The 25132-nt window shown below is 71.8% G+C and carries 23 protein-coding genes; 15 read left to right on the top strand and 8 right to left on the bottom strand.

The window, feature by feature from the left end; all coding sequences use genetic code 11:
• Window positions 1-170 precede the first annotated feature (170 nt).
• The 4 genes from uvrB to KBX34_RS25015 all read left to right on the top strand — a co-directional run bounded on the left by uvrB (window position 171) and on the right by KBX34_RS25015 (window position 4843).
• Complete coding sequence (uvrB, locus tag KBX34_RS25030; protein WP_088949283.1) at window positions 171-2279, top strand: excinuclease ABC subunit UvrB; 2109 nt, start codon at window positions 171-173, stop codon at window positions 2277-2279.
• An 84-nt stretch (window positions 2280-2363) separates the two neighbouring features.
• Entirely contained in the window at window positions 2364-3218 is an 855-nt protein-coding gene (locus KBX34_RS25025) for an AraC family transcriptional regulator (RefSeq protein WP_210927248.1), read from the top strand.
• 79 nt (window positions 3219-3297) lie between these two features.
• On the top strand, window positions 3298-3666 hold the full coding sequence (locus KBX34_RS25020; RefSeq protein WP_088949281.1) for a VOC family protein: 369 nt from the start codon (window positions 3298-3300) through the stop codon (window positions 3664-3666).
• Window positions 3667-3985: 319 nt separating this feature from the next.
• Window positions 3986-4843, top strand: a complete 858-nt coding sequence (locus tag KBX34_RS25015; RefSeq protein WP_099855855.1) for a helix-turn-helix transcriptional regulator — start codon at window positions 3986-3988, stop codon at window positions 4841-4843.
• Window positions 4844-4945: 102 nt separating this feature from the next.
• Here KBX34_RS25015 and KBX34_RS25010 read toward each other — a convergent pair whose 3' ends face one another.
• A complete protein-coding gene (locus KBX34_RS25010; protein WP_088949279.1) occupies window positions 4946-5239 on the bottom strand; it encodes an antibiotic biosynthesis monooxygenase in 294 nt (97 codons plus the stop codon).
• 489 nt (window positions 5240-5728) lie between these two features.
• Between KBX34_RS25010 and KBX34_RS25005 the strand changes: the two genes are divergently transcribed.
• The gene (locus KBX34_RS25005) at window positions 5729-6727 is read left to right on the top strand and encodes a TerC family protein (protein ID WP_210927246.1); all 999 of its coding nucleotides are present in this window, start codon (window positions 5729-5731) and stop codon (window positions 6725-6727) included.
• A 38-nt stretch (window positions 6728-6765) separates the two neighbouring features.
• Here the strand turns inward: KBX34_RS25005 and KBX34_RS25000 are convergent, their stop codons facing one another.
• Both KBX34_RS25000 and KBX34_RS24995 read right to left on the bottom strand, forming a co-directional pair.
• A complete protein-coding gene (locus KBX34_RS25000) occupies window positions 6766-7692 on the bottom strand; it encodes an NlpC/P60 family protein (RefSeq protein ID WP_210927244.1) in 927 nt (308 codons plus the stop codon).
• A 58-nt stretch (window positions 7693-7750) separates the two neighbouring features.
• Complete coding sequence (locus tag KBX34_RS24995) at window positions 7751-8848, bottom strand: mandelate racemase/muconate lactonizing enzyme family protein (RefSeq protein WP_088949276.1); 1098 nt, start codon at window positions 8846-8848, stop codon at window positions 7751-7753.
• Window positions 8849-8892: 44 nt separating this feature from the next.
• On the opposite strand from KBX34_RS24995, the gene KBX34_RS24990 reads away from it, so the two are divergent.
• On the top strand, window positions 8893-9690 hold the full coding sequence (locus KBX34_RS24990) for a tyrosine-protein phosphatase (protein ID WP_099855847.1): 798 nt from the start codon (window positions 8893-8895) through the stop codon (window positions 9688-9690).
• Here the strand turns inward: KBX34_RS24990 and KBX34_RS24985 are convergent.
• The 3 genes from KBX34_RS24985 to typA form a co-directional block, all read right to left on the bottom strand.
• Window positions 9659-10360 carry a lysoplasmalogenase gene (locus tag KBX34_RS24985; protein WP_210927241.1) on the bottom strand — a complete coding sequence of 234 codons (702 nt, stop codon included), beginning with the start codon at window positions 10358-10360 and terminating at the stop codon, window positions 9659-9661. The genes KBX34_RS24990 and KBX34_RS24985 overlap by 32 nt on opposite strands.
• A 53-nt stretch (window positions 10361-10413) precedes the next feature.
• Entirely contained in the window at window positions 10414-11265 is an 852-nt protein-coding gene (locus tag KBX34_RS24980; RefSeq protein ID WP_210927239.1) for a serine hydrolase, read from the bottom strand.
• Window positions 11266-11384: 119 nt separating this feature from the next.
• A complete protein-coding gene (gene typA / locus KBX34_RS24975; protein WP_088949273.1) occupies window positions 11385-13253 on the bottom strand; it encodes a translational GTPase TypA in 1869 nt (622 codons plus the stop codon).
• Window positions 13254-13386: 133 nt separating this feature from the next.
• Here typA and KBX34_RS24970 point away from each other — a divergent pair, with 133 nt between their 5' ends.
• Window positions 13387-14805 carry a DedA family protein gene (locus tag KBX34_RS24970; protein ID WP_210793943.1) on the top strand — a complete coding sequence of 473 codons (1419 nt, stop codon included), beginning with the start codon at window positions 13387-13389 and terminating at the stop codon, window positions 14803-14805.
• 35 nt (window positions 14806-14840) lie between these two features.
• Window positions 14841-15722, top strand: coding sequence for a lytic transglycosylase domain-containing protein (locus KBX34_RS24965; protein ID WP_210927237.1), 882 nt, complete (start codon window positions 14841-14843; stop codon window positions 15720-15722).
• 52 nt (window positions 15723-15774) lie between these two features.
• Here KBX34_RS24965 and KBX34_RS24960 read toward each other — a convergent pair whose 3' ends face one another.
• Window positions 15775-17898, bottom strand: a complete 2124-nt coding sequence (locus tag KBX34_RS24960; protein WP_210927235.1) for an efflux RND transporter permease subunit — start codon at window positions 17896-17898, stop codon at window positions 15775-15777.
• Window positions 17899-18020: 122 nt separating this feature from the next.
• Between KBX34_RS24960 and KBX34_RS24955 the strand changes: the two genes are divergently transcribed.
• The 5 genes from KBX34_RS24955 to KBX34_RS24935 all read left to right on the top strand — a co-directional run bounded on the left by KBX34_RS24955 (window position 18021) and on the right by KBX34_RS24935 (window position 23209).
• Window positions 18021-18536 carry a MarR family winged helix-turn-helix transcriptional regulator gene (locus KBX34_RS24955; protein WP_210927268.1) on the top strand — a complete coding sequence of 172 codons (516 nt, stop codon included), beginning with the start codon at window positions 18021-18023 and terminating at the stop codon, window positions 18534-18536.
• A gap of 3 nt (window positions 18537-18539) precedes the next feature.
• Window positions 18540-20216, top strand: coding sequence for a CocE/NonD family hydrolase (locus KBX34_RS24950; RefSeq protein WP_210927233.1), 1677 nt, complete (start codon window positions 18540-18542; stop codon window positions 20214-20216).
• A gap of 159 nt (window positions 20217-20375) precedes the next feature.
• Window positions 20376-21245 (top strand): hypothetical protein, encoded by an 870-nt coding sequence (locus tag KBX34_RS24945; RefSeq protein ID WP_210927232.1) that lies wholly within the window; start codon window positions 20376-20378, stop codon window positions 21243-21245.
• A gap of 111 nt (window positions 21246-21356) precedes the next feature.
• Entirely contained in the window at window positions 21357-21932 is a 576-nt protein-coding gene (locus tag KBX34_RS24940) for a helix-turn-helix transcriptional regulator (RefSeq protein ID WP_210927230.1), read from the top strand.
• The gene (locus KBX34_RS24935; protein WP_210927228.1) at window positions 21929-23209 is read left to right on the top strand and encodes an MFS transporter; all 1281 of its coding nucleotides are present in this window, start codon (window positions 21929-21931) and stop codon (window positions 23207-23209) included. The genes KBX34_RS24940 and KBX34_RS24935 overlap by 4 nt, the downstream gene beginning before the upstream one ends.
• Window positions 23210-23257: 48 nt before the next feature.
• Here KBX34_RS24935 and KBX34_RS24930 read toward each other — a convergent pair whose 3' ends face one another.
• The gene (locus tag KBX34_RS24930) at window positions 23258-23461 is read right to left on the bottom strand and encodes a cold-shock protein (protein WP_007462771.1); all 204 of its coding nucleotides are present in this window, start codon (window positions 23459-23461) and stop codon (window positions 23258-23260) included.
• Window positions 23462-23654: 193 nt separating this feature from the next.
• Here KBX34_RS24930 and KBX34_RS24925 point away from each other — a divergent pair, with 193 nt between their 5' ends.
• Together KBX34_RS24925 and KBX34_RS24920 are read left to right on the top strand one after the other, a co-directional pair.
• Window positions 23655-24338, top strand: a complete 684-nt coding sequence (locus KBX34_RS24925; RefSeq protein WP_374223720.1) for a methyltransferase — start codon at window positions 23655-23657, stop codon at window positions 24336-24338.
• A gap of 102 nt (window positions 24339-24440) precedes the next feature.
• Window positions 24441-25049 (top strand): DedA family protein, encoded by a 609-nt coding sequence (locus tag KBX34_RS24920; RefSeq protein WP_210927226.1) that lies wholly within the window; start codon window positions 24441-24443, stop codon window positions 25047-25049.
• Window positions 25050-25132: the final 83 nt, after the last annotated feature.

Here is a 25132-nt window from a genome sequence, read left to right as displayed (position 1 = left end):
CGACCGGCCGTGATGTGACGGCCTGGCCACCTGCCCGGTCGGCCGCCGCGAGCGGCCTACATGAAGAGGGTAGTCCCGGTGACATGGGCCACACAATGGGAATATTGAAGCTGATCACGTACCTGGCGTGACGGCCGTTCCTGTCGGACCTCCGGCGTACCGTTGACGGTATGGCGCTCGACATTCCTCGGCTGGACAGCCGCTTCCAGGTCGTCAGTGACTTTCAGCCGGCCGGCGACCAACCGGCGGCCATCGACGATCTTGAGCGTCGGGTTCGGCGCGGCGACCGCAACACCGTGCTGCTCGGCGCGACCGGCACCGGCAAGAGCGCCACCACGGCGTGGCTGATCGAGCGACTGCAACGCCCCACCCTGGTGCTCGCCCCGAACAAGACGCTCTGCGCACAGCTGGCCAAGGAGTTCAGCGAGCTGCTGCCGCACAACGCTGTCGAATACTTCGTCTCGTACTACGACTACTACCAGCCCGAGGCGTACATCCCGCAGACCGACACCTACATCGAGAAGGACTCCTCGATCAACGAGGAGGTCGAGCGGCTGCGGCACTCGGCGACGATGTCGCTGCTCACCCGGCGCGACGTGATCGTGGTGGCGACCGTCTCGGCGATCTACGGTCTGGGCACCCCGGAGGAATACCTCAACCGGGCGGTGAAGGTGCAGATCGGGCAGGAGCTCGACCGCGACCAGTTGCTGCGCCGGCTGGTCGACATCCAGTACACCCGCAACGACATGGCCTTCCAGCGGGGCACCTTCCGGGTCCGCGGCGACACGCTGGAGATCATCCCGGCGTACGAGGAGCTGGCGGTCCGCATCGAGCTGTTCGGTGACGAGGTGGAGAAGCTCTACTACCTCAACCCGTTGACCGGTGACGTGGTCCGCGAGGTCGACCAGCTGGTGATCTTCCCGGCCACCCACTACGCGGCCGGTCCGGAGCGGATGGAGCGGGCGATCCGTGACATCGAGGTGGAGCTGGCCGAGCGCCTTGCCGAGCTGGAGCGCCAGGGCAAGCTGCTGGAGGCGCAGCGGCTGCGGATGCGCACCACGTACGACATCGAGATGATGCGGCAGGTGGGGTTCTGCTCCGGTATCGAGAACTACTCGATGCACATGGACGGGCGGCTGCCCGGCAGCCCGCCGCACGCCCTGCTCGACTACTTCCCCGACGACTTCCTCACTGTGGTCGACGAGTCGCACGTGACCATCCCGCAGATCGGCGGCATGTACGAGGGCGACGCGTCCCGCAAGCGGATGCTCATCGACCACGGCTTCCGGCTGCCCAGCGCGGCCGACAACCGGCCGCTGCGCTTCGACGAGTTCCTGGAGCGGGTCGGCCAGATGGTCTACCTGTCCGCGACCCCCGGCACCTGGGAGATGGAGCAGGCCCAGGGCGAGTTCGTCGAGCAGGTCATCCGGCCGACCGGTCTGGTCGACCCGCAGGTCGTGATCAAGCCGACCAAGGGCCAGATCGACGACCTGATGCACGAGATCAAGCTACGGACCGACCGCGACGAGCGGGTGCTGGTCACCACGCTGACCAAGAAGATGGCCGAGGACCTGTCCGACTATCTCCTGGAGAACGGCATCCGGGTGCGCTACCTGCACTCGGAGGTCGACACGTTGCGCCGGGTGGAGCTGCTGCGTGAGCTGCGCAAGGGCGACTACGACGTGCTGGTCGGCATCAACCTCCTCCGCGAGGGTCTGGACCTTCCCGAGGTGTCGCTGGTGGCGATCCTCGACGCCGACAAGGAGGGCTTCCTGCGCAGCGGCCGGTCGTTGATCCAGACCATCGGCCGGGCCGCCCGTAACGTGTCCGGTCAGGTGCACATGTACGCCGACAAGATCACCCCGTCGATGGCGGCGGCGATCGACGAGACCGACCGGCGTCGGGCCAAGCAGATCGCGCACAACGAGGCGCACGGGATCAGCCCGGAGCCGCTGCGTAAGAAGATCCACGACATCCTGGACGACATCTACCGCGAGGCGGAGGACACCGAAAACTCCCGCGTCGGGGGCGCGGTGCGTCAGCTGTCCCGAGGCAAGGCGCCGGTCAAGGAGACCCGCAGCCGGAGCCGGTCCGCCACCACCACCCCGTCACGGGAGGGGATGGCCCGCGCCGACCTGGCCCAGCTCATCCAGGAGCTCAACGACCAGATGCTGGCCGCCGCCCGCGAGTTGCAGTTCGAGCTGGCGGCTCGGATCCGCGACGAGGTTTCCGACCTGAAGAAGGAGCTGCGCGGCATGGACGCCGCCGGCGTGAAGTGACAGCCATCCGGCCGGCCATCAGCGCTCCCCGGGGCGCGGCCGGCCGGATCGCGACCGTGCGAAGGGCGGGCGGGGTTGACTGCGGTGGCACCGGTCGACGAGTTCGTCCTCGGCCTGCCCGAGGTCAGCCTGCGTCCGTTCGTCGACCGGTACGTCGGCTACCGGCAACGGGCGGACATCCCGCTGGTGCGCCGCGAGTCGGCGGGCGTCTTCGTGGTGCTGATCCTTGGCTGGGGCGCTCCGCTGGACGTGACCGACCCGCGCAGCGCGCAGCGCGGCGTCACGATGGTCGACTCGTTCGTGGCCGGCACCTTCGACGGCTGGTGCACCACGCGCACTGTGGGTGTGGGGGAGGGCGTCGAGCTGCTGCTCGCCCCACTGACCGCCCGACGGCTGCTCGGCCTGCCGCTGAGTGAGCTGACCAACCGGGCCGTCGACGTCGGGCAACTCCCGGGCCGTTGGCTCCATCGGCTGCGTGGCCGGCTCGCGGAGACGCCCGGCTGGCCGGAGCGGTTCGCCCTGCTCGACCGGGTCCTCGCGGCCCGGCTGGCGGCGTCCCCTCCGGTCGACGCCCGGCTCGACTGGGCGTGGCGGTGGCTCGTCTCCAGCGGTGGGCAGGGGAGTGTCGGTGTGTTGGCCGACGAGCTGGGCTGGAGCCGGCGACACCTCGCGTCCCGGTTCCGGCAGGAGGTTGGTCTGCCACCCAAGATGGCCGCCCGGTTGCTGCGTTTCCAGCGGGCGTACGCGGTGCTCACCGACGTCGGGCCGACCGCCGGGGCGCCAGCCGGCGTCGACCAGCCCGAGGTGGGCGCCGTCGACTGGGCCACGGTGGCGACGCGCTACGGCTACTACGACCAGTCCCACCTCATTCGGGACTTTCGCCAGTTCGCGGGGGCCACTCCGGCCGCCCTGCTCGCCGCCCGCGCTCCGGCCGGCTGACACCACCCGGTCGACAGGGGACGCGCCGAGGTCACATTCGTCCAATCCGGATCGGGGCCGTCGGCAGCAGAATCAGGTCATGCGAACCGTCTACCCGATCTTCCGTTACCCCGATCCCCGGGCCGCCATCGACTGGCTCTGCTCCGCCTTCGGCTTCCAGGTGCATTCGGTGCACGAGGCGCCGGACGGCACTGTCGCGCACGCCGAACTCGTCCTCGACACCGGCATGATCATGTTGGGTGGTCGGGCCGATGCGGCATCTCGACCGGCCGACGACGACTGGTCGGTCTACGTGGCGGTGCCGGACGTCGACGCCCACTGCGCCCGGGCACGCGCCGCCGGTGCCGAGATCACGCGCGAGCCGTTCGACACCGACTACGGCTCCCGTGACTACGCCGCCCGTGACCTGGCCGGCACCGTCTGGTCCTTCGGCACCTACCGGCCCTGAGCCAACCGCGCGGCACGCCGGAAGCCGTGCCGCACTGCCGGGCGGCACACCACCGCAGGGCGGCATTGCACGCGAGGCCGCGTCGCACTTCAGGGCCGCGCCGCACCGCAGGTCCCCGTCGCACGCGGGACTCCAGGTGCGCGGGACTCCGGTGCACGGGACTCGACAGCACGGCTCGACACCTCGCCTGACGTGCGGAAACGCCGGACGATGGCCGGTCCGACCGCCGGACGGTGCCATGTCCCCTGATTGCGGTGCGCGAGCGAGCTATTGCACTGGGTGATCGTCCTGCGTACTCTCCCTCGGTGGGGAGGCCGGGATGCCGCTGCCAACAAGTCCTGTCATTCGACGTGCACGTCTCGGCGCAGAGTTGCGCCAGTTACGCCGGCGCGAGGCGCTGACCCTGGAACAGGTCTGCGACCGGCTTGGCTGGGCCTCGACGTCGAAGTTGTCCCGCATCGAGCTGGGTCAGAGCCGCCCTGACCTCGCCGATGTGCTCGATCTGCTGGACATCTACAAGGTGCCCTCGCCCGCCCGGGACGCGCTGATCGTGATCGCCCGGGACGCGGCGACCAGCCGCGGCTGGTGGAAGACGCTGGGCGAGATGAGCGAACGGCAGCGCACCTACGCCGAGTTGGAGGCGGGTGCCGCCGACATCGTCGAATACCAGCCGGCGATCGTGCCGGGGTTGCTCCAGACGCCCGCGTACGCCCGGGTGCTGGTCGCGGCCGGCGCCCAGCTCACGCCCGAGGTCGACGTGGAGGCCGAGGTGCGCGCCCGGGCGCTGCGGCAGGAGGTGTTGCGGCGGGCCTATCCGCCGCGCTACACGGCGGTGCTTGCCGAGGCCGTCTGTGACAGGGGAGACCTGCCGGACGAGGTCTGGCGTGAACAGTTGCGCCATCTGGTCGCCGTGACCGGGCTGTCCCACGTCACGGTGCGGCTGCTGCCCCGCGGGGCGGCCGGTGGTGGGCTGCACCCGCTGACCCCGTACTCCTGCTATGCCTTTCCCGACCCGGCGGACCCGCGGACGGTGATGTTGGAGGCGTTGACCACCGACGTGCGGTTGGCCACCGTGCTCGACGTCGACCGCTACCAGCGGATGACCGAGGCGTTGCTGGCGGCCGCGCTGTCACCGGAGGAGACGGTCACCGTGCTGGCCCGCCGCGTCGGCGAGTAGGAGCGGCGCCGCGCGGCCACCGGGCCCGGCGCCCCCGAGCCCGTCGGGACCGGCGGCCGGCGCGTGCGCAGGGCACGATAACCGCGGGGTACGACAGCAGGCTCAGGCCGGCACGTCGAGGAAGTGCTCGACCACGGGCGGCCCGGCGAAGTGTGGCCCGATCAACGCCCGCCACTGCTCGAACCGTTCGGTGGCCCGGAAGTTCTCCTCGTGCGCCTCGACCGAGTCCCATTCGACGAGCAGCACGAAGCGGGTCGGGGACTCGATGCCCCGGGTCATCCGCACGGACCGGCAGCCGGTTGCCCCGGCGAGCACCGGGTGACCCTCGGCGTACGCGGCGGCGAACGCGTCCTCGTGTCCGGGCAGTACGTCGATGAGCGCGACCTCGAGCACCATGTCGGACAGCCTCGCATGGCGGGCCGGGTCGGCGGTGTCGCGGGGTCTGTTCCGGTGTCGACGGTGTCCGCCGCCGCATGTGCTGACTGACTGCCCGGTCGCTCAGCGACCCGATAACCGCACCCGATCTGCACTAGCCTCCTAGGACACCATAGCGGATGTGACGCGGCTATATGACGCGGCGGGCGCTGCCCCCGGTATTCCCCGGCGAGGGGTGGTTGGCGCCACCGGGTGCCCGGGGTGTGATCACGGCGCGTGGTGGGCAACAATGGTCACCGAGGAGGGGAGTATTCCTTCGCGACGGAGTCGTCAGCACGGTCGATCGTCGGAACCACGGCGACCCGACCCGGCCCCGTAGGTCGCCGTTCCGTTCGCGGGCGGCGGCGGAAGAGACCTCCGACAGTCACCAGAGTGAGCGACAGCGGCACACCGGCCTCTCCGGGGGCGTACGGTGTGCCCGACGCCGCGTGTCTGCCGGAGGAATGAACGTTGGACGTGTCCGGATTGGTGTGGGCGGGAACGCTTGTCGCACTGACTGCGGTCCTGCTCGTCGACCTGTTGATCATCGGTCGGCGCCCGCACGAGCCGAGTGTGCGCGAGTCGAGCCTCTGGGTCGCCTTCTACGTCGGTCTCGCCCTGATCTTCGGCGTCGGTGTCTGGGTGACCTCGGGCGCCAGCTCCGCGGGGCAGTTCTACACAGGTTGGCTCACCGAATACAGCCTGTCGGTGGACAACCTCTTCGTCTTCGTGATCATCATGGCGCGCTTCGGGGTGCCCCGGCAGTACCAGCAGAAGGTCCTGCTCGTCGGCATCGTGCTGGCGCTGGTGATGCGCGGTGGGTTCATCGCCGCCGGTGCGGCGCTGATCTCGCAGTTCTCCTGGGTCTTCTACATCTTCGGCGCGTTCCTGATCTACACCGCGGTCAACCTGGCCCGGCAGGGTGAGCCGGACGAGGACGAGTTCTCCGAGAACCTGCTGATCCGGTGGAGCCGTAAGGCGCTGCCGATCTCCAAGGGCTACGACGACGCGAAGCTGATCACCCACGAGAACGGCAAGCGGCTGTTCACCCCGATGCTGATCGTGATGATCGCGATCGGCACCACCGACCTGATCTTCGCCCTGGACTCGATCCCGGCGATCTTCGGTATCACCCAGGAGCCGTACCTGGTCTTCACCGCGAACGTCTTCGCGCTGATGGGCCTCCGTCAGCTCTACTTCCTGCTCGGTGGCCTGCTCGACCGGTTGATCTACCTGAGCTACGGCCTGGCCGTCGTGCTCGGCTTCATCGGGGTCAAGCTGGTGCTGGAGGCGTTGGCCGACAACACCCTGCCGTTCATCAACGGTGGTGAGCACGTCGGCTGGGCGCCGCACATCCCGATCTGGCTGTCGCTGCTGGTCATCCTCGGCACCCTGGGCATCGCCACCGCCGCCAGCCTGATCAAGTCCTCCCGGGACCGGCGCCGCGAGCTGACCGACGCCCGACGCTGACGTGTCGCCGGCCGGGTGCGGGAAACGCGCCCGGCCGGTCAGACGCGGTGTGCGCCCACCAGCGTCGCGGTCCGGTCGGCCGGCAGGGGCTCCTCGATGACCCGCCGCCGCCGGTAGCAGGCGTGCAGCATCCGCCGCTCGCCACCGTTGCCGGGCGGGGCGGTGACGATGCCGATGTGGTGGATCTTGCGGCCGGGTCGGGCGAAGAAGTAGAGATCACCGGGGCGTTCCGCCCCCAACGCCAGCGGCGTGGTGGCGACGGCCTGGTCATCGGCGTCGCGGGGCAGCAGCACCCCGAACCGCCGCCAGGCCAGGTGCACCAGCCCGGAGCAGTCGATGCCGTGCGCGGAGAGACCGCCCCAGATGTAGGCCACGTCCAGCAGTCGCTGCGCCACCGCGAGCGCCTGCGCTGCGGCCGGTGCCTCGGCCGACGTGGCGACGAGGTGGTCGTCGGGCAGCCAGAGCGGCGCGGCGTGACCGGGGACGTGCACCGGCCGCCAGTCGTCGCGCGCGGGGCCGGCCGGGACGAGGCGGGTGCCGACGACGACGCCGGGCAGCACCACCGGACCGTTCGGAGCGGCGTGCAGCCCGGTGACTGTGGAGTCGACCACCAGCGGCGCGTCGGTGCCGGTGTCGGTGGACGGGTCGACGGGGGCCAGTTGCTCGGTGGGGAGCCAGCCCGGGTAGCCGCGCGGGTCCAGCTTGGCGGCGGGCTGCTCGACGGCGACGACCCGGGCCCAGCCGTCCGGGCGCAGCTCGCTGACGAGGACCCGCTCGCCGAGCAGGAGCTGGCTCAGCACGCAGTCGCCGACCTGCTGGTCGGTATCCAGGCCGGAAACCCAGGTCAGGATGTCGGCGCCGGCGGTCAGCGCCGGACGGTCGACCGGGCGGACCGCCTCGGGGGAGGTCCACAGCGTCGCCACCGCGACCCGGACGACGGCCTCGCGGCCCGGTTGCAGCTTCACATCAACCCCCAGATCGAGTCGGCTGTCCAGGGAACCCTATGAAAGAAACCAACGCTCATCAACCACGCGCCTGCACCTTTGCTTCAGCAAGGCCGGAGATGCCCAGGCCAGGCGCGTCGGGCAACACCACGGTCGCCCCCTCGTAGCGTATTCCGCCCTGCACCGGAGACCAGGCCAGCCACCAGGCGGCGTCCAGGTCGGGCACCGCGGTGGTGCCGTACGCGGCGACCAGGCTCGCCGCCGCACCGATGCCGACCTGGCTCTCCATCATGGAGCCGACCACCGTGCCGAGCCCGTGGGCGGTGGCAAGTTCGAGGAGGGTACGCGCCGGGTGCAGCCCACCGCACTTGGCCAGCTTGACGTTGACCAGGTCGGCGGCCCGACGACGGATCACCTCCACCAGGTCACGGACCCCGAAGACCGCCTCGTCGGCCAGGATCGGCACGGACACCCGGTCGCTCACCCAGGCCAGGCCGTCCAGGTCCCAGCGGGCCACCGGCTGCTCGACCAGCTCCACGTCGAGGCCGGCGTCCTCGATGCCCCGAATCACCCGGACCGCCTCCCGGGGCGTCCAGCCCTGGTTGGCGTCGAGCCGGATCCGCACCCCCGGGCCGACGGCCGCGCGAACGGCCCGGACCCGGTCCAGGTCGGTGCTCGCGTCGGTGCCGACCTTCAACTTCAGCACGCCGAAGCCGTCCGCCTGCCGCTGCCGCGCCGCCGCCGCCAGGTCCACCGCGTCGCCCGCCGCGAGCGTGACGTCCGTCGGCACCCGCAGCCTGGTGCCCCCGAGCAACCGCACCAGGGGTACGCCCAACCGCCGGGCGGCGAGGTCGTGCAGCGCGACGTCCACCGCGGCCTTCGCCGCCTCGTTGCCGACCACCGCGCGCTGCACCTCGGCGCACCGGGCCACCAGGTCGTCCGGGTCACGGCCGATCAGCTGGGGGCCGAGCAGTTCGCGTACGCACGCCCGTGCGCCGGCGACCGACGCGCCGGTGACCTGCCACACCTGGGGGGCCTCGCCGAAGCCGGAACGGCCGTCGGAGTCGACCAGTTCGACGACGAGGGTGTCCACTGTGGTGGTACGACGCAACGCGGTGACGAACGGGGTGTGTAAGGGGGCCGAAACCCGGTGGGTGCGTACCTCCGAGATCGTCATGTCAGGCACCCTATACGCAGGCGCACGTCGGGATGGGAGACCGGATGACCGGGCAGGGCTGGGAGCTGGTAGGTGCACCGAACGCACGCGATCTGGGTGGGCTCGTCGGTGCCGACGGGAGGCGGGTCCGGGCGGGGCAGTTGCTCCGCACTCCCGCGTTGGGTCGGCTGACCGACGAGGATCTGCCGGTGCTCGCGAAGCTGGGGCCAGCGTGCGTGCTCGACCTGCGCGCCCCCGCGGAGATCGAGGTCGCCCCGGCGGATCGACTGGCCGGTGAGCCACGGGTGGTGTGCCTGCCGGTGCACGACCCGGAGCACCCGGTCTTCACGTACGTGTCGGCGGTGCTGCTCGGCCACGACCTGAACGCGTACGCGGAGCTGGCCCGGCAGGGCACGACGGGGGCGATGGCCGCCATCTACCGGTGGTTCGTGACCGGCGAATCGGCTCGGGTCGGCTTCGCGGAGGCGGTGCGGCTGGCCGCCCAGCCGGAGAACCTGCCGATGGTCTACCACTGCTCCGCCGGCAAGGACCGCACCGGTTGGCTGACCGTCATCCTGTTGACGGCGCTCGGCGTGGACGAGGCGGCGATCCGCGCCGACTACCTGCGCAACAACGAGCTGACCGACAGCCTGCGGGCGGTGATCATCGAGGCGATGCGCCGACGGCAGCCGGAGCTGGACGTCGACGCGGTGCTGCCGGTGTTGGAGGTCCGCGCCGAGTACCTCGACGCCGGCTACGACGAGGTACGCCGGGTGCACGGCTCGTTCGACGCGTACCTGCGGGACGGGTTGGGGTTGACCGACGAGACCCTCAGCGCGTTGCGGGCGCAACTGCTGGAGTGACCGGCGCGCCCGGGGGTGTGCCGACGCGGGCGGCCAGGCCGAGGACGATCAGCGCCTGGCCGGCGGCGTAGGTCGCCATGACCAGCACGGGTGCGCCGGGTGGTTGGGCCACCTCGGCCACCCCGGCGGCGATCAGCAGGTCGGAGCCGAGGAACAGCGCTGCGCCGAGACCGACCCGCCAGCCCTTGGTGGTGGCGGTGGTGGCCATCGCGGCCAGCGCGAGCGCGTAGCCGGCCACCGGCACGGCGAGCCCGGCGTCGGTCAGTCCCGCCCACATCCACCACAGCGCGACGACGGTCAGCACCGCGTACGTCAGTGGGACCGCGAGCAGCGGCGCACGCCGCAGCGCGGTCGCGGCGCCGTGTCGGGTGAACGCCGCGATGTAGCAGAGGTGCGTGCCGAGGAAGCAGGCCATGCCGGCGATGAACCAACCGGTGCCGTCGCCGAGCAGGAACACGTCGCCGCCGGTGGAGAAGGCCAGCCCGACGAGCACCAGCCGGTCCGGGCGGGCGCCGCGCTCGGCGGCGGCCCGCCAGAGGTACGCGGCCAGCAGCGGCATCAGCAGCGGCTTGCTGAGTGCCTCGGCCACGCGGCCATCGGTGGCGTTGGCCAGCAGGTTCGCCGCCGTCACGACGAGGAAGGCGATGAGGATGGTGCGACTGCGGGGCATCGGCAGCTCCGGGGTGGGGGTGCGAGCAGCCTAGCCGCAACGGCGGGTCGTGGTCAGAGCTGGTGACGGGCGGCCCAGACCTGCGCGGAGATGTGTGCGAGCAGCCGGCAGGCGTCGTCCTCGACCTCGTCGTCGCCACCGGCCAGGTCCGTGGTGGTGCAGACGGTGATCAGGTAGGGCGGGGCGTCGTCGGGCAGGACCAGGCCGGCACCGTGTCGGACCCCGCGTACCCAACCGCTCTTGTGCGCGATGCGGGTGCCCTCGGGCAGGCCGGCGGCCAGGTCCTCGCGGTGCTCCTGGGCGAGGAGGACGTCCAGCATGGCCGCGCAGCCGGTGGGCGAGGCGAGCCGGCCCGGGGTGTCGGCTCCGGTGGCCAGTGCGCCGAGCAGGGCGGCCAGGTCGGCGGCGGTGACCGTGTTGGTGACGCCGGCCTCGCGGGCGGCGAAGTCCTCGATGCCGCGGCCCGTGACGCTGGTGCGGGCGCCGGTGCGCGCCCACACCTCGGCAACCGCGGGTAGCCCGACGTGCCCGATGACCAGGTTGGTGGCCAGGTTGCTGGATCGCACGATCATCCGGTCGGCCAGCCAGCGCAGCGACGCCGTGCCGCCCAGCCGGTCCCAGACCGCGTCGTCGTTGTCGTAGTGCTGGGCGCAGGAGAACCGGGGCGCGCCGGGCTGGGCGGAGTCGAACTCGTTGACCACGGGGACCGGGGCGTCCAGGTCCAGCGTGCCGGCCTCGGCGGCGCGGTGCAGGGCGGCGAGCACCGCCACCTTCATGGTGCTCGCCGCGTAGTGGGCGGCGTCCGGGTGGCGGGTCCAGGTCGGCGGCGCGTCGGGTCGGCCCACGTACGCCGAGACGGTGCCGGGCACCCTGTCCAGGTGGGCGTCGAGATCATCCCAGGTCATGCCGGTGACCGTAGCCGATCGACGGCAGCCGGTCGGGCTGGCCCGCGTACCCCTGGGAAAAACCGACGGGCGCGCCGGCCGCAAGCGGCCGACGCGCCCGGTGTCGGGTGCTGGTGTGCTCAGCCGGCGTGCTTGCGGCGGGCGGTGGCCCGGCCCCGCAGCTGCTGGTCGAGCACCACCTTGCGGATCCGGACCGTGGCCGGGGTGACCTCGACGCACTCGTCCTCGCGGCAGAACTCCAGTGCCTGCTCCAGCGAGAGCTTGCGCGGCGGGACCAGCTTCTCGGTCTCGTCGGAGGTCGACTGCCGCATGTTGGTGAGCTTCTTCTCCTTGGTGATGTTGACGTCCATGTCGTCGGAGCGGGAGTTCTCCCCGACGATCATGCCCTCGTACACCTCGGTTGTCGGGTCGACGAAGAGCTGACCGCGCTCCTGCAGGTTGGTCATCGCGAAGGCGGTGACCGCGCCGGCCCGGTCGGCGACCAGGGAGCCGTTGTTGCGGGTGCGCAGCTCGCCGAACCACGGCTCGTAGGACTCGAAGACGTGGTGCAGGATGCCGGTGCCCCGCGTGTCGGTGAGGAACTCGGTGCGGAAGCCGATCAGGCCGCGCGCCGGAACCAGCCACTCCATCCGGATCCAGCCGGTGCCGTGGTTGACCAGCTGCTCCATCCGGCCCTTACGGGTGGCGAGGAGCTGGGTGATCGCGCCCAGGTATTCCTCCGGGGCGTCGATGGTCAGCCGCTCGACCGGCTCGCAGGTCTTGCCGTCGATCTCCTTGGTGACCACCTGCGGCTTGCCGACGGTCAGCTCGTAGTTCTCCCGGCGCATCTGCTCGACCAGGATGGCCAGCGCCAGCTCACCGCGGCCCTGCACCTCCCAGGCGTCCGGCCGCTCGGTGGGCAGCACCCGCAGCGACACGTTGCCGATCAGCTCCTTGTCGAGCCGGTCCTTGACCATCCGGGCGGTGACCTTGGCGCCCTTGACCCGGCCGACCAGCGGCGAGGTGTTGGTGCCGATGGTCATCGAGATGGCCGGCTCGTCGACGGTGATCAGCGGCAGCGCGACCGGGTTCTCGAGGTCGGCGAGGGTCTCACCGATCATGATCTCCGGGATGCCGGCGACGGCGATGATGTCGCCCGGGCCGGCGGTCTCGGCCGACGTGCGCTCCAGGCCCTCGGTCATCAGCATCTCGGAGATGCGGACCCGCTGGGTGCTGCCGTCGGTGCGGCACCAGGTCACCGTCTGACCCTTGTTGATGGTGCCCTGGCGGACCCGGCACAGCGCCAGCCGGCCGAGGAACGGCGAGGCGTCGAGGTTGGTGACGTGCGCCTGCAACGGCGCGCCCTCGTCGTACGAGGGCGGCGGGATGGTGTCGAGCAGGGTGCGGAACAGCGGCTCCAGGGAGGTGCTGTCGTCGGGCACCGAGCCGTCGGCGGGCTGGGTCAGCGAGGCGATGCCGTCGCGGGCGCACGCGTAGACGATCGGGAAGTCGATCTGCTCCTCGTCGGCGTCCAGGTCGAGGAAGAGCTCGTAGGTGTCGTCCACGACCTCCTTGATCCGGGCGTCGGGCCGGTCCACCTTGTTGATCACCAGGATGATCGGCATCCGGGCCCGCAGCGCCTTGCGCAGCACGAAGCGGGTCTGCGGCAGCGGGCCCTCGCTGGCGTCGACGAGCAGCACCACGCCGTCGACCATGGTGAGGCCGCGCTCCACCTCGCCACCGAAGTCGGCGTGGCCGGGGGTGTCGATGATGTTGATGGTGACCGGGTCGGAGCCGTCCGCGGGCAGGTAGCGCACACCGGTGTTCTTGGCCAGGATCGTGATGCCCTTTTCGCGCTCCAGGTCACCCGAGTCCATCACCCGCTCGGTGTTCTCGCCCCGGGCGCCGTACGCCCCGGCCTGCCGCAACATGGCGTCGACCAGGGTGGTCTTGCCGTGGTCGACGTGAGCGATGATGGCGACGTTGCGGAGGTCGGTGCGAAGCTGCATACCCTCTATCCTTCCGCCTGCGCTCGCGCAGGCTGCGTCGGGGTCACCCCCAGGTGCCCCTGATCTATGGTGAAACTGCTGTGCCGGTGGTTCCCCCGGCTGGCATGCTGGCTCCCGTGTCCCGGGGGCCTGAGTGCACGACCTGCTGACCTGGGTGCAGGGTCTGCCCACCCTGTGGATCTACCTGGTCGCCGCGCTGATCGTGGCGGGCGAGACCGCGGTGATCTTCGGCCTGCTCGTGCCGGGTGAGGCTACCCTGCTGCTCGTCGGCTTCCTCACCTACAACGGTACCTTGCGGCTCGCGCCGGCGTTGCTCGCGATGATCGCCGCGGCGGTCCTCGGTGACGGGCTGGCCTTCCGCGCCGGACGGCGCTACGGCCCCCGCCTGCGCGCCGGGCTGGGCCACCGGGTCGGGCCGCAGCGGTGGGGTCGGGCCGACGCCATGCTCGCCCGGCTGGGTGGTCGGGGCGTGTTCGCGGCCCGTTGGGTGGCCTTCGCCCGCACGTTGGTGCCCCGGTTGGCCGGTGCGGCCGGCATGCCGTACCGGCGGTTCGCCCTGTGGAACCTCGCCGGGGTGGTGACCTGGGTGGGCGGCTCGATCCTGCTCGGTCACCTCGCCGGTGAGTCGTACGACACGGTCTCCCGACTGCTCGGCCGGGCCACCGGCGCGGCGCTGGTGCTGCTGGCCGGCCTGCTGGGTGTGGTGCTCGCCGGCCGGTGGCTGGGTCGCAATCCCGACCCGGTCCGCGCGCTGCTGTCCCGGGCGGGCGCGCTGCCCCCGGTGCGCTGGCTCACGGCCCGCTACGGGGTGCTGTTCTTCCTGGTGGCCATGCGGATCGGGCCGGGGTGGACGCTGCTGCTCAATCTGGCCGCCGGGCTTCTGCTGCTCTTCGTCGCCGGGCTCGCCATCGCGGGTCTGCTCGGCGTGGCGGTCCGCAACAGCGGGTTGGCCGCCCTGGACGGCGCCATCGCGGGCTGGTTCGCCTCCCGGCGCACCCCCGGCGCGGCCGACGCCACGATGGTCGTGGTGTCGGTGGTACGAGGGTCCGTGCTGATCGTGCTGGTGGCGCTGGTGGCCGCGGTGCTGGCGTGGCGTAACCGACCCTGGCGGGCGGACCTGCTCAGCGTCGTCGGCACGGTGGGCGCGTTCGTGCCGCTGGTGGTGCTGGCCGTGGTCGCCGAGCTGACCGGGCCGCACGGCAGCGCGCCGGGTGGCGGCGACTCGGCCCCGCTGCCGACCCAGAACGCCGTGGTCGCGGCGAGCCTGTGCACCCTGGCCTGGCTGGTGTCCCGCAGTTCCCGCTGGCCGGTGGCGGTGGCCGCCTGGACAGCCGCCGCCGCGGGGGTGCTCGGGGTCAGCGGCGCACGGCTCTACCTCGGTCTGGACACGGCGAGCAGCACCGCCGCGGCGGTGCTGCTCGGGGTGCTCTGGACGGTGGTCTTCGTGGTGGCGTGGGCCACCCGGGACCGGGCGGTGGGGGATCTGGAGCAGCCGGTGGAACAGGCCCGGCCGCCGTCGCAGGGGCACCGCCGCCCAGTTGAACCTTGCTAGGGTGCGGCGAGGATCACATCGGGGGAGGCAAGGGCATGGTTCGACGGACGAGACGGCTGGGCACCGCGGTGCTCGCCGGGTTCCTGTTGGCGAGCACGCTGGTCGGCTGCGCCACCAAGGGGGAGAGCCCGCAGGACCTGGCGGCCCCGGTGGCGGTCACCGACGCGCCGACGGACGCCCTCGCCGACGAGCCCACCGGGGAGCCGAGCCCGTCGGTGAGCGCCCTGGAGTCGATGGGCGCCGCGCCGAGCCTCAGCGCGACCCCGAAGCCGACGAAGAAGCCGACGAAGAAGCCGACCCGCACGGCGCCGAAGCCACTCGCCGTGGCGAAGCCGCCCACCGAGACGCAGGTCCCGCCGGCCCCGCCGAAGCCCGCACCGAGTTCCTGCAAACCGACGTACAAGGGCACCCAGGCGACCCGGGCCGAGGCGAAGGCGGCGCTGACCGACGCGGCCGGGCGCACCTACTGGCCGACCTCCGCGCCGGACATCAAGGTCCCGCTCACCCTGCTCAAGGCCACCGCCTGGCAGGAGAGCGGCTGGCAGTCCAACATCTACGCCTGTGACGGCGGTGTCGGGCTGATGCAGGTGATGCCGGGCACCGCGACCTGGATGAACCAGCGGTTCGAGAAGAGCTACGAGATCGACGACTACCGGGACAACGCCTACCTCGGCGCCACCTACCTGGCCTGGGCGACGAAATACATCGGCGACATGTACTTCGAGGCCGACTACCGCCTCGATCCGGCCCTGTGCACCGCCGAGCTGAACTCCTGCCTGCTCAACGCGGTCATCGCCTCGTACAACTACGGGCACGGTGCGGTGGCGCAGGAGGGCAAGCCCCTGGCCATCCCCAACCCGTCGTACGTGCGCAACGTGCGGGCGCTGATGACCGAGTGCGTCTGCCTGGACTACTGACCTCGACGGGGGCCGTGACGTTGTCGTCACGGCCCCCGTCGCTACCTGTCGGTCAGTCGCGGGCGGCGACCAGCTCCGGCGACGCCGGGATGTCCTCCGGGCGGTCGCGGGTGATCCGCCCGGGCCACCAGAAGCGCTCACCCAGCATGAACGCCAGCGCCGGCACCAGGACCGTGCGCACCAGCAGGGTGTCCAGCAGGACGCCGATGCAGACGATGATGCCGATCTGGGTCAGTGTGATCAGCGGCAGCACGCCGAGCACCGCGAAGACCGCGGCGAGCAGCACTCCGGCGCTGGTGATCACTCCGCCGGTGACCCGCAGGGCGGAGAGCATGCCGTCGCGGGTGCCCGCGCTGCGGGCGTCCTCCCGGGCACGCGTGACCAGGAAGATGTTGTAGTCCACCCCCAGCGCCACCAGGAACACGAAGGCGAGCAGCAGCACGCCGCTGTCCAGGGCGGGGAAACCCAGCACGTGGTCGAAGAGCAGCCACGCCGCGCCGAGGCTCGCGAAGAACGACGCGATCACGGTGAGCACCAGCAGCAGCGGTGCGAGCAGGCCGCGCAGCAGCAGCACGAGCACGGCGCCGACCAGCAACAGGATGATCGGCAGGATCAGTCGCAGGTCGCGGTCGTTGGCCTCGTCGGAGTCGTACGTGGCGGCCACGGAGCCACCGACGATCGCCCCGGACGGCGCGTCCGCGCCGGCGGCGGCCGGGGGAGCGGAGCCGGGAACGGCGGCGACGGTCTCGCGCAGCGCCTCGATCGCGCGGTCCGAGGCGGTGGTGCCGGGCTCGGCTTCCAGGATCACGTCGACCTGGGCCACGGCGTCACCGGCGTCACCGGGGCGTGCCGAGGCCACACCGGGCACGGCGGTGGCGGCGTCGGTGACGGCCCGCACCGCCGCCGGGGTGGTGAGCACGGCCACCGGCTGGGTGCTGCCGGCGGGGAAGGCCCTCGCGAGGGTCTGCGCCCCGGTCACCGCCTCGGGTTCGGCCCGGAACTGCTCGGTCTCGGACAGGCCGGTGCGGATCCCGAGCCCGCCCAGCGCCAGACCGCCGAGCAGCAGGGTGGCCAGCACCGCGACGACCACCGGGCGGCGTTCCACGGCGGTGCCGAGCCGGCCCCAGAGCCGTCCCTCACGGACCGGGCCACCGACACGGGGCACGAACGGCCAGAACAGACCCCGACCGAAGAGCACCAGGACGGCGGGGAGCACGAACAGGGCCGAGAGCATGGCGAAGAGCACACCGGTGGCGCAGGCCACCGCCAGCGCCCGGTTGGTCTCCTGCTCGCTGAGCAGCAGGGTGAGGACACCGAGGATCACGGTGCCGCCGCTGGCGAGGATGGGCTCGGCGGTGCGGCGCAGCGCGGCGCGCATCGCCGCGAACCGGTCTTCCTCGCGCCGCAGTTCCTCCCGGTAGCGGGCGATGAGCAGCAGGGCGTAGTCGGTGGCGGCGCCGAAGACCAGCACACTGGCGATGCCGGTGACCTGGCCCTGCTGGAGGTTGATGCCGACGGCCGGGACGATGGTGTCCACCGCGCGTAGGGTGAGCTGCTCGGTCGCCGCGACCACGGCCAGCGGCACGATCCACAGGAACGGGCTGCGGTAGGTGATCAGCAGCAGCAGCGCCACGACGGCCGCGGTCACCGCGAGCAGGGTGATGTCGGCGCCGTCGAACACCGAGGAGAGGTCGGCGGTGAAGGCGGGGGAACCGGTCACCTCGGCGGTCAGCCCGGGCAGGTCCGCCAGGGCGGTGCGCAGCTGGGTCACCGTCTCGGTGACGGCCTCCTGCCCGCCGGCGGTGTCGATCGGGATGGCGATGAGGGCCACCGTGCCGTCCGGGGAGACCTGTGCGGGGCTGACCTGCCCGCCCACGGCGAAGCGGCGCAGATCGCCGGCGCGGGCGTCGACGCTGGCCCGGTCGGCGTCGCTCAGCGCGCCCCGGTCGCCTCGGCTGACCACCACGATCGCCGGTTGCACGTCGCTGGACGGCAGCTGGTCCTGTAGGCGCTGCACCTGGGTCGACTGCCACTCCACCGACAGGCCGGTGGCGGAGACCGGTGCCGGGTTGTCCGGCTGGGGTGTCCCGAAGACGGCCGCGGCGACGACGATCGCCGCGGCCACGGTGAGCCAGGCGGCCAGCCGGCCGCGGGCGACTCTGGTGAACACAGACATCAGTGACCTCAGGGTCCTTCGAAAGACGAGTATCTTGTCTTTCGAGATTATCGACGGTTGTTCTATGCTGCAACCCGAGAGACCGACGACGGAAGAAGCGGCGCGAGGTGGCGACTCACGGCATGTACCGACGGCGCGACACGCGCCGCGAGCAGCTGGCCGCGGAGATCACCAACGACCTCCGGCGGTACGCGGCCGACGCCCAGCAGGTCGGCCACGCCTTCGCCAACCTGCACGGCCTCAACCCGACCGACCTGCAGGCCTTGATCGCCGTGATGGACGCTGAGCGGCTCGGTGATCCGATCACGCCCGGCCGTCTCGGTGAGCACCTCAACCTCTCCTCCGGCTCGGTCACCGCCCTGATCGACCGACTTGAGCGGGCGGGCCACATCCGCCGCGACCGCGACACCGTCGACCGGCGCAAGGTGCTGCTGCACTACGCCGACCAGGGCGCCGCCCTGGCCATGCAGTTCTTCCGGCCGCTGGGCGCCCGTACCGACGAGGTGATGGCCCGCTTCGGCGAGGACGAACTGGAGATCGTGCAGCGGTTCATGGCGGAGATGAGCGAGTCTCTGCGGGGCCACCGCGACTCGGTCCGCGGCGCCCGGCCCGAGTCGCCCCGCCGCCCGACGGCCTGACCGGTGCCGGACCGGCTCGCCGCCCGCCTCGCCGCCGCAGCGCTGCGGCTGCCACCGATCCGGCCCGGTTCGGTGCGGGTCACCCGCGACATCCCGGTCCGGGCCCGCGACGGCGTGGTGCTGCGCACCGACCACTACGCCCCGGCAGTCCGGGACGCGCCGACCGTGCTGATCCGCACCCCGTACGGGCGGGGCGGCCCACTGCGGCTGCTCGGCCGGCTGCTCGCCGCGCGGGGCCGGCACGCGGTGATCCAGTCCTGCCGGGGCACCGACGGCTCCGGTGGGACCTTCGCCCCGCTCGTGCACGAGCGCGACGACGGGTTGGACACCCTGGACTGGCTGCGCCGCCAGCCCTGGTGGGCCGGCCGGCTCGGCATGTTCGGGGTCAGCTACCAGGGCTTCGCGCAGTGGGCGCTGGCCGCCGACGCCGGCGAGGAGCTGCGCGCGATGGTCGCGGTGGTGACCGCCTCGGCCACCCGCGACTCGACGTACGCGGGGGAGTCCTTCGCCCTGGACACCGTGCTGACCTGGGCGGAGCTGCTGCACGCGCAGACCGTGCCGTGGCTGGCCCGGCAGTGGGAGCTCAAGCGCGGGCAGCCGCGGCTGGCCGCCGCGCTGCGGCACCTGCCGCTCGTGGACGCCGACCGGGTCGCCACCGGCGTGACCATCCCCTTCTTCCAGGAGTGGCTGCGTCACCACAGTCCGGACGCGGTCTACTGGCGGACCCGGGTCTTCGCCGACCGGGTGGCCCGGGTGCGCGCGCCGGTGGTCATGGTCACTGGTTGGCACGACATCTTCCTGCCCGCCCAGCTCGACGACCACGCCACCCTGCGCGCCGCCGGCGCCCAGCCGCGACTGGTGATCGGCCCCTGGACGCACGGCAGCCCCGGCCTGTTCGTGGCCGCCCTGAGCGAGGGGCTGGCCTGGCTCGACAAGCACCTCACGGCCACGCCACCGGCGGACGAACACCCGCTCCGGAAACCCCCGGTACGGCTGCACGTGAGCGGTCCCGGCGGCGGCTGGCGGGACCTGCCGGCCTGGCCACCACCGGCGGTCGAGACCCCCTGGCACCTGCATTCGGATGGTGAGCTGGCGGTGCGCCCGCCGGTGACCTCGCCGCCCGACGAGTTCCGCTACGACCCGGCCGACCCCACCCCGTCGCTGGGCGGGCCACTGCTCGTCGCCCAGCGGGCCGGCCCGGTGGACAACCGGCCCGTCGAGGCCCGCCCCGACGTGCTGACCTACACCAGTGCCCCGCTGGCCGGGCCGGTCGAGGTGATCGGCCCGGTACGCGCCGAGATCCACGTCCGCAGTGAACTGCCCTACCTGGACGTCTTCGTGCGACTGTGCGACGTGGACCGTCGGGGCCGCTCGTGGAACGTGTGCGACGGTCTGGTGCGGGTGACGCCCGACCGCTTCCCGGCCGACCCCTCCGGGGCGCTGCGGGTCCCGGTGCCGCTCTGGCCGACCGCGTACCGGTTCGCCGCCGGGCACCGGCTGCGGGTGCAGGTCAGCGGTGGAGCCCATCCGCGCTGGGCGCGCAACCCCGGCACCGGGGAACCCCTCGGCACGGCGGTTACGCTGCGTGCCGGCTGGCGGCAGGTTCTGCATGACCCGACTCACCCCTCAGCGGTGCTGTTGCCGATCGTCCACTCTGCCCCGGTGCAACCTCCAATCTGAACAGAGCCCCTCTGAGCTGGGCATTTACCGGAAACACGGGCTATGGTTGTGTCAACGCCCGGCGCCGTGCATCAGCAGACCGGGCTCGTCCAAAGCCCAGCACCGCGTACGCGGTGTGACGTCGTGCCCGGTCCCCGCCCCATTTGAGAGGGGGACCCCATGACCCGGGCCCCGGCTAATCTGTTGGCCCTTCGAAGCCTGCTCCTCACTCACCTCGACAACGCCCCCGGCCCGGACGACCTGGATCCGGCGGAGGTCGGCATCGTTGGCGACCCGTCCCACCGGGGCGGCTACCACTGTGGATCCGACCGGGTGGTCAAGAACGACTACTCGGTGGTCGAGTCATCCCGGGACCGGGCCGGACTGACCCTCGACGCGGCGGCGCTGGACGTCGGCGGGTTCGAGGTCCGCTCCGGTGGCCGTACGCACACCCTGGCCAGCTTCTCGGCCTGGTGCGTGGCCCAGTGCGCCGCGAACGCCGCCGACACCCGGGACATCCGCGAGATCATCTACAGCCTCGACGGCAGCACCGTGAAGCGGTGGGACCGCCTCGGCAAGCGCAGCAGCGGCGACAGCTCGCACCGCTGGCACACCCACTTCAGCTTCTTTCGTGACGCCATCAAGGCCGGCCGCGACCAGCGGCCGTTGTTTCGCCGCTACCTCACCACCATCGGCCTAATCGCCACACCACCGTTGACGGAGGAGACTGAGATGGAACTCACCGACAAGATCCAGCGCGACACCGGCCGCCCGCAGCGCACCGTCGACGACGTTCTGGCCGACCTGTCGAACCTGCGGAACTGGCTCGTGTCGGCGCCCGGCACGCCCGGTGTGGTCGGTGCCCCGGCGCCAGGCTCGCCCATCGCGGTCATCGCCGCGGCGGCTGACCGGCCGGCCGGGGATCGGGACGAGCAGGCAATCATCGCCGGCGTGCTGGCCGGGCTGACGCCCGAGAAGATCGCCGCCTCGATCCCGCCCGCCATGGCCAAGCAGGTCGCCGACGAGTTGGCCCGCCGGCTCGTCGCCTGAGCGAGGGGCGGCCCGTAGCCGCCGGGCCGCCCCTCTTCGCAGTTCCAGTCCGCAACAACTGTTGGGCAATAAGTATTGCGCAACAGCTGTTGCGGATGGCATCGTGGCGGTATGGAGACCCCCGCCGTACGCCAGATCACCGACTCGCGGGTGCTGGCCGCCATGGCCCACCCGCTGCGACGCCGTCTGATGGACGTGCTCAAGGTGCACGGGCCCTCGACTGTCGGTCTGCTCGCCGAACGCACCGACCAGGCACCGGCGAACGTCAGCCACCACCTCAAGGTCCTCGCCGCCGCGGACCTGGTCACCGAGGCCCCCGAGCTGGCCCGCGACCGGCGCGAACGGTGGTGGCGGCTGGTCACCCGAGGGCTGCGCTGGTCCAGCAGTGACTTCGACGCCGACCCGGCCGCCCGCGCGGTCGCCGACGCCGCCACCTCGCTCAACCTCGACCGGCACGTCGCACTGGCCCGGGCATGGCACGCCGCCGACGAGGCCGAGCAGGCATCCTGGCAGGACGCCGCGTTCTCCACGGACCACTGGCTGCGCCTCACGCCCGAGGAACTGGCCGAGCTGAGCCGCGAGATGATCGGCATCCTCTCGCGCTGGGCCAACCGGGACCTGCCCGACGACGACGCCGAGCGCCGACCGGTCTTCGTGTTCGTCCACGGCGTGCCGGCGCGACCGTGACCGCCGCCACCCGCAGCGACCCGACCCCCGTCCGCCGGGCCGGCGGATTGCTGCGGCACCGCGACTTCCGGCTGCTCTGGACCGGTCAGACGGTCAGCAGCATCGGCAGCAACGTCACCACTGTCGCGCTTCCGCTGGTCGCGGTCGCCGTCCTGGACGCCGGCACCTTCCAGGTGGCGGTGCTCACCGCCGCGGCCTGGCTGCCCTGGCTGCTGATCGGCCTGCCGGCCGGCGCGTGGGTGGACCGGCTGCCCCGCCGACCCGTGATGGTGGCGTGCGACCTGTTCCGCGCGCTGCTCTTCCTCAGCGTGCCGCTCGCCGCCGCACTCGACCGGCTCACCGTCTGGCACCTGCTCCTGGTGGCGCTCAGCGCCGGCGTGGCCCGGGTCTTCTTCGAGACAGCCGACCAGGTGTACCTGCCCGTGCTGCTGCGACCCGAGCAGCTGCCGGAGGGCAACGCGAAGCTGCACGCCGCCCAGAGCGCGAGCTATGTCGTCGGCCCCGGCGTCGCAGGTCTGATCGCCCAGCTCATCGGTGCGGTCACCGCTCTGCTGCTGGACGCGATCAGCTTCCTGGTCTCCGCGGTGTGCCTGCTGCGGATCCGCACCGTCGAACCGCGCGTTCGCCGAGTGGACCAGTCCCGGTCACTGCGCCGCGACATCGCCGAGGGGCTGCGCTTCGTCGCCCGAGACCCGTACCTGCGGGTGCTGACGGTCTTCGGCGCGGCCAGCAACATCGGGCTGACCGGCTACCAGGCCGTCCTGGTGGTCTTCCTGGTCCGTGAGTTGCGTCTCGAACCGGGCCTGGTGGGCGTCCTGATCGCCGTGATGAGCGCTGGAGGGATCATCGGGGCGTTGCTCGCCACCACGCTGGGCCGGCGCTGCGGCACCGCGCGGGCGCTGCTGATCGGGGCGGCGTTCACCGGCCCGCCGGCTCTGCTCGTCCCGCTCGCCGCACCCGGCATTGGGCTGGCCTGGCCAGCCCTCGGAGGTCTGCTGATCGGCCTCGGCGTGGCCATCGGCAACGTCGTCAAGGGTGCCTTCCGGCAGACCTACACGCCGCACCACCTGCTGGGCAGGGTGACGGTGAGCATGCATCTGCTCAACTACGGAACGATCCCGCTGGCGGCCCTGCTGGCCGGTGCGATCGGCGCGCGCTACGGCGTCGCGACAGCAATATTCGTGATGACCGCCTGGTTGGCGCTCACCCCGTTGATTCTGTTGATCGGGCCAATCCGGAGGCGGCGGGACCTGCCCGCCGCCCCGGCGGCGTCTTGAGTGCGCTGCGACGGCGGCCGGAGACCGGCCGCCGTCACCGGCACGGAGCTACATCGGGCGGACGTTGTCCGCCTGCGGACCCTTCTGCCCCTGGGTCACCTCGAACTCGACCTTCTGGCCCTCGTTGAGCTCCCGGTAGCCGCTCGAAGCGATCGCGGAGTAGTGGACGAACACGTCCGGCCCTCCGCCATCCTGCTCGATGAAGCCAAAGCCCTTTTCCGAGTTGAACCACTTAACCGTGCCGGTTGCCATGCATCTCTCCCTGTTCAAAGCGGCTGACCCTCGGCCTCTGGCCGATGATCGCCCGTACCTGTTCGACAGTAACGGGCAAAACCCCGATCCGCTGGCCGAAGTGCCGTAGGTCTTTGTGTGAAGTCGGGTGAACTCTGCGCGGCGGCATGTGAAACCCGCCCCGAACACCCGCCGCTGGGGCATGCTTGCGCCGATGACAGGTGCCGCAGCCGACGCGCTGACCGAGCTGGAACGCGAAATCGACGCGCCCGGCACCGGCCTGGACCGGCTCCGGTTGGTCCCCACCCCGTTCGTGCCCGAGGTGCGGTTGCACCTGGCCGAGGACGCGATCGTCTGGTGGGCCAGAATGGAAGCCGCCGCGGGCCACGCCCTGCCCGCGCCGTACTGGGCGTCCGCCTGGGCTGGTGGCCAGGCACTGGCCCGTCACCTCCTGGACCACCCTGAGCTGGCCGCCGGCCGCCGGGTGCTCGATCTCGCCGCCGGGTCGGGACTGGTCGCCATCGCCGCCGCGCTGGCCGGCGCCACGCAGGTGACCGCCAACGACATCGACCCGTACGCCGTCGCCGCCGTCACGCTCAACGCGCGCGTCAACCGGGTCGCCGTCGACGCCGTCGGGGACGACCTGCTCGACAGCACCGACCCGGAAGCCGACCTGGTGGTCGCCGGCGACGTCTTCTACGACCGCGAGATGGCCGACCGGATGCTGCCGTTCCTCCAGCGAGCCGCCGCCGCGGGTGCCGACGTGCTGGTCGGAGACCCGGGTCGGGGTCACCTGCCGACGGACCGCCTGACCGTGCTGGCCGACTATCCGGTGCCCACCACCGAACCGTCGGTCGACTCGTCGCTACGCCGGGTGCAGGTGCTGCGACCCGCCTGAGTGCGGGCGCCGGCTCAGGGGCGACCCCGAGACCGATACCAGGGGTGCCTGGGGGCTGTAACCGGATGTCCGAAGTGGTGCCGCGGCCATAGCGTACGAGGCATGACGCAATGGCTGGCACAGATCGGTGAACTACCCGTTCTGCTGCTGATGGGTGCGCTCGGGCTCGTCATGCTCTTCGACGCCGTACCCCTGCTGGGTGTCCTGATCCCCGGCGACGTGGCGATCCTGGCCGCCGTCGGGGTGGGCCGCCCGACCACCGGGCTGGCCACGTTCGCCGCGGTCCTGGTCGGCTGCCTGGCCGGCTGGTCGCTGAGCTTCCTCGTCGGCCGCCGCTACGCCGAGCAACTGCGGCACAGCCGGATCGGCGGCTGGATCGGCGAGGCGCGCTGGACGGCGGCGGAGGGCATCCTGCGTCGCGGTGGCGGTCGGATGATGGTCGTCGCGCCGTTCCTGCCCGTGTTCAACGCGTTGCTTCCGCTGGCCGCCGGTGGGCTGCGCATGTCGTACGGTCGATTCCTCGGTTGCGCCGCGATCGGCGCGGCCGCCTGGGCCGGTCTCTACCTCGCGCTGGGCACCGCGTCGCGGTCGCTGGCCGGGCTGCTCCCGGGGGATCCCAGCCCGCTGCTGGTCACCATGGGGGTCGGGGTGGTGTTGGCTTCCGTCGTGCTGCTGGGGGCTCGGCGGCGGTTGTTCGCTGTGACTGGTTGAGGTTGCGGTGGTGGGGCGGGTCGGTGGTTGCGGTGTGGGGGCGGGGCCTGCCGTGCCCGGCTCCGGGCGGTCAGGCTTGATCC

The sequence above is a fragment of the Micromonospora sp. M61 genome (assembly GCF_018070245.1).
Classification (GTDB): Bacteria; Actinomycetota; Actinomycetes; order Mycobacteriales; family Micromonosporaceae; genus Micromonospora; species Micromonospora zamorensis.
Note: the sequence above shows the minus strand (reverse complement) of the source record. Positions and strands in the feature narration are given on the sequence as shown.

What these genes read in the sequence shown, in the direction of transcription:
- KBX34_RS24930 (WP_007462771.1), bottom strand. Translation starts at nt 23,461, where the DNA reads ATGGCAACCGGCACGGTTAAGTGGTTCAACTCGGAAAAGGGCTTTGGC.
- KBX34_RS24995 (WP_088949276.1), bottom strand. Translation starts at nt 8,848, where the DNA reads ATGACGATCTCGGAGGTACGCACCCACCGGGTTTCGGCCCCCTTACAC.
- KBX34_RS24920 (WP_210927226.1), top strand. Translation starts at nt 24,441, where the DNA reads ATGACGCAATGGCTGGCACAGATCGGTGAACTACCCGTTCTGCTGCTG.
- KBX34_RS24940 (WP_210927230.1), top strand. Translation starts at nt 21,357, where the DNA reads ATGGAGACCCCCGCCGTACGCCAGATCACCGACTCGCGGGTGCTGGCC.
- KBX34_RS24990 (WP_099855847.1), top strand. Translation starts at nt 8,893, where the DNA reads ATGACCGGGCAGGGCTGGGAGCTGGTAGGTGCACCGAACGCACGCGAT.
- KBX34_RS24985 (WP_210927241.1), bottom strand. Translation starts at nt 10,360, where the DNA reads ATGCCCCGCAGTCGCACCATCCTCATCGCCTTCCTCGTCGTGACGGCG.
- KBX34_RS25015 (WP_099855855.1), top strand. Translation starts at nt 3,986, where the DNA reads ATGCCGCTGCCAACAAGTCCTGTCATTCGACGTGCACGTCTCGGCGCA.
- KBX34_RS25020 (WP_088949281.1), top strand. Translation starts at nt 3,298, where the DNA reads ATGCGAACCGTCTACCCGATCTTCCGTTACCCCGATCCCCGGGCCGCC.
- KBX34_RS25010 (WP_088949279.1), bottom strand. Translation starts at nt 5,239, where the DNA reads ATGGTGCTCGAGGTCGCGCTCATCGACGTACTGCCCGGACACGAGGAC.
- KBX34_RS24925 (WP_374223720.1), top strand. Translation starts at nt 23,655, where the DNA reads ATGACAGGTGCCGCAGCCGACGCGCTGACCGAGCTGGAACGCGAAATC.
- KBX34_RS24945 (WP_210927232.1), top strand. Translation starts at nt 20,376, where the DNA reads ATGACCCGGGCCCCGGCTAATCTGTTGGCCCTTCGAAGCCTGCTCCTC.
- typA (WP_088949273.1), bottom strand. Translation starts at nt 13,253, where the DNA reads ATGCAGCTTCGCACCGACCTCCGCAACGTCGCCATCATCGCTCACGTC.
- KBX34_RS24960 (WP_210927235.1), bottom strand. Translation starts at nt 17,898, where the DNA reads ATGTCTGTGTTCACCAGAGTCGCCCGCGGCCGGCTGGCCGCCTGGCTC.
- KBX34_RS24955 (WP_210927268.1), top strand. Translation starts at nt 18,021, where the DNA reads ATGTACCGACGGCGCGACACGCGCCGCGAGCAGCTGGCCGCGGAGATC.
- KBX34_RS24965 (WP_210927237.1), top strand. Translation starts at nt 14,841, where the DNA reads ATGGTTCGACGGACGAGACGGCTGGGCACCGCGGTGCTCGCCGGGTTC.
- uvrB (WP_088949283.1), top strand. Translation starts at nt 171, where the DNA reads ATGGCGCTCGACATTCCTCGGCTGGACAGCCGCTTCCAGGTCGTCAGT.
- KBX34_RS24980 (WP_210927239.1), bottom strand. Translation starts at nt 11,265, where the DNA reads ATGACCTGGGATGATCTCGACGCCCACCTGGACAGGGTGCCCGGCACC.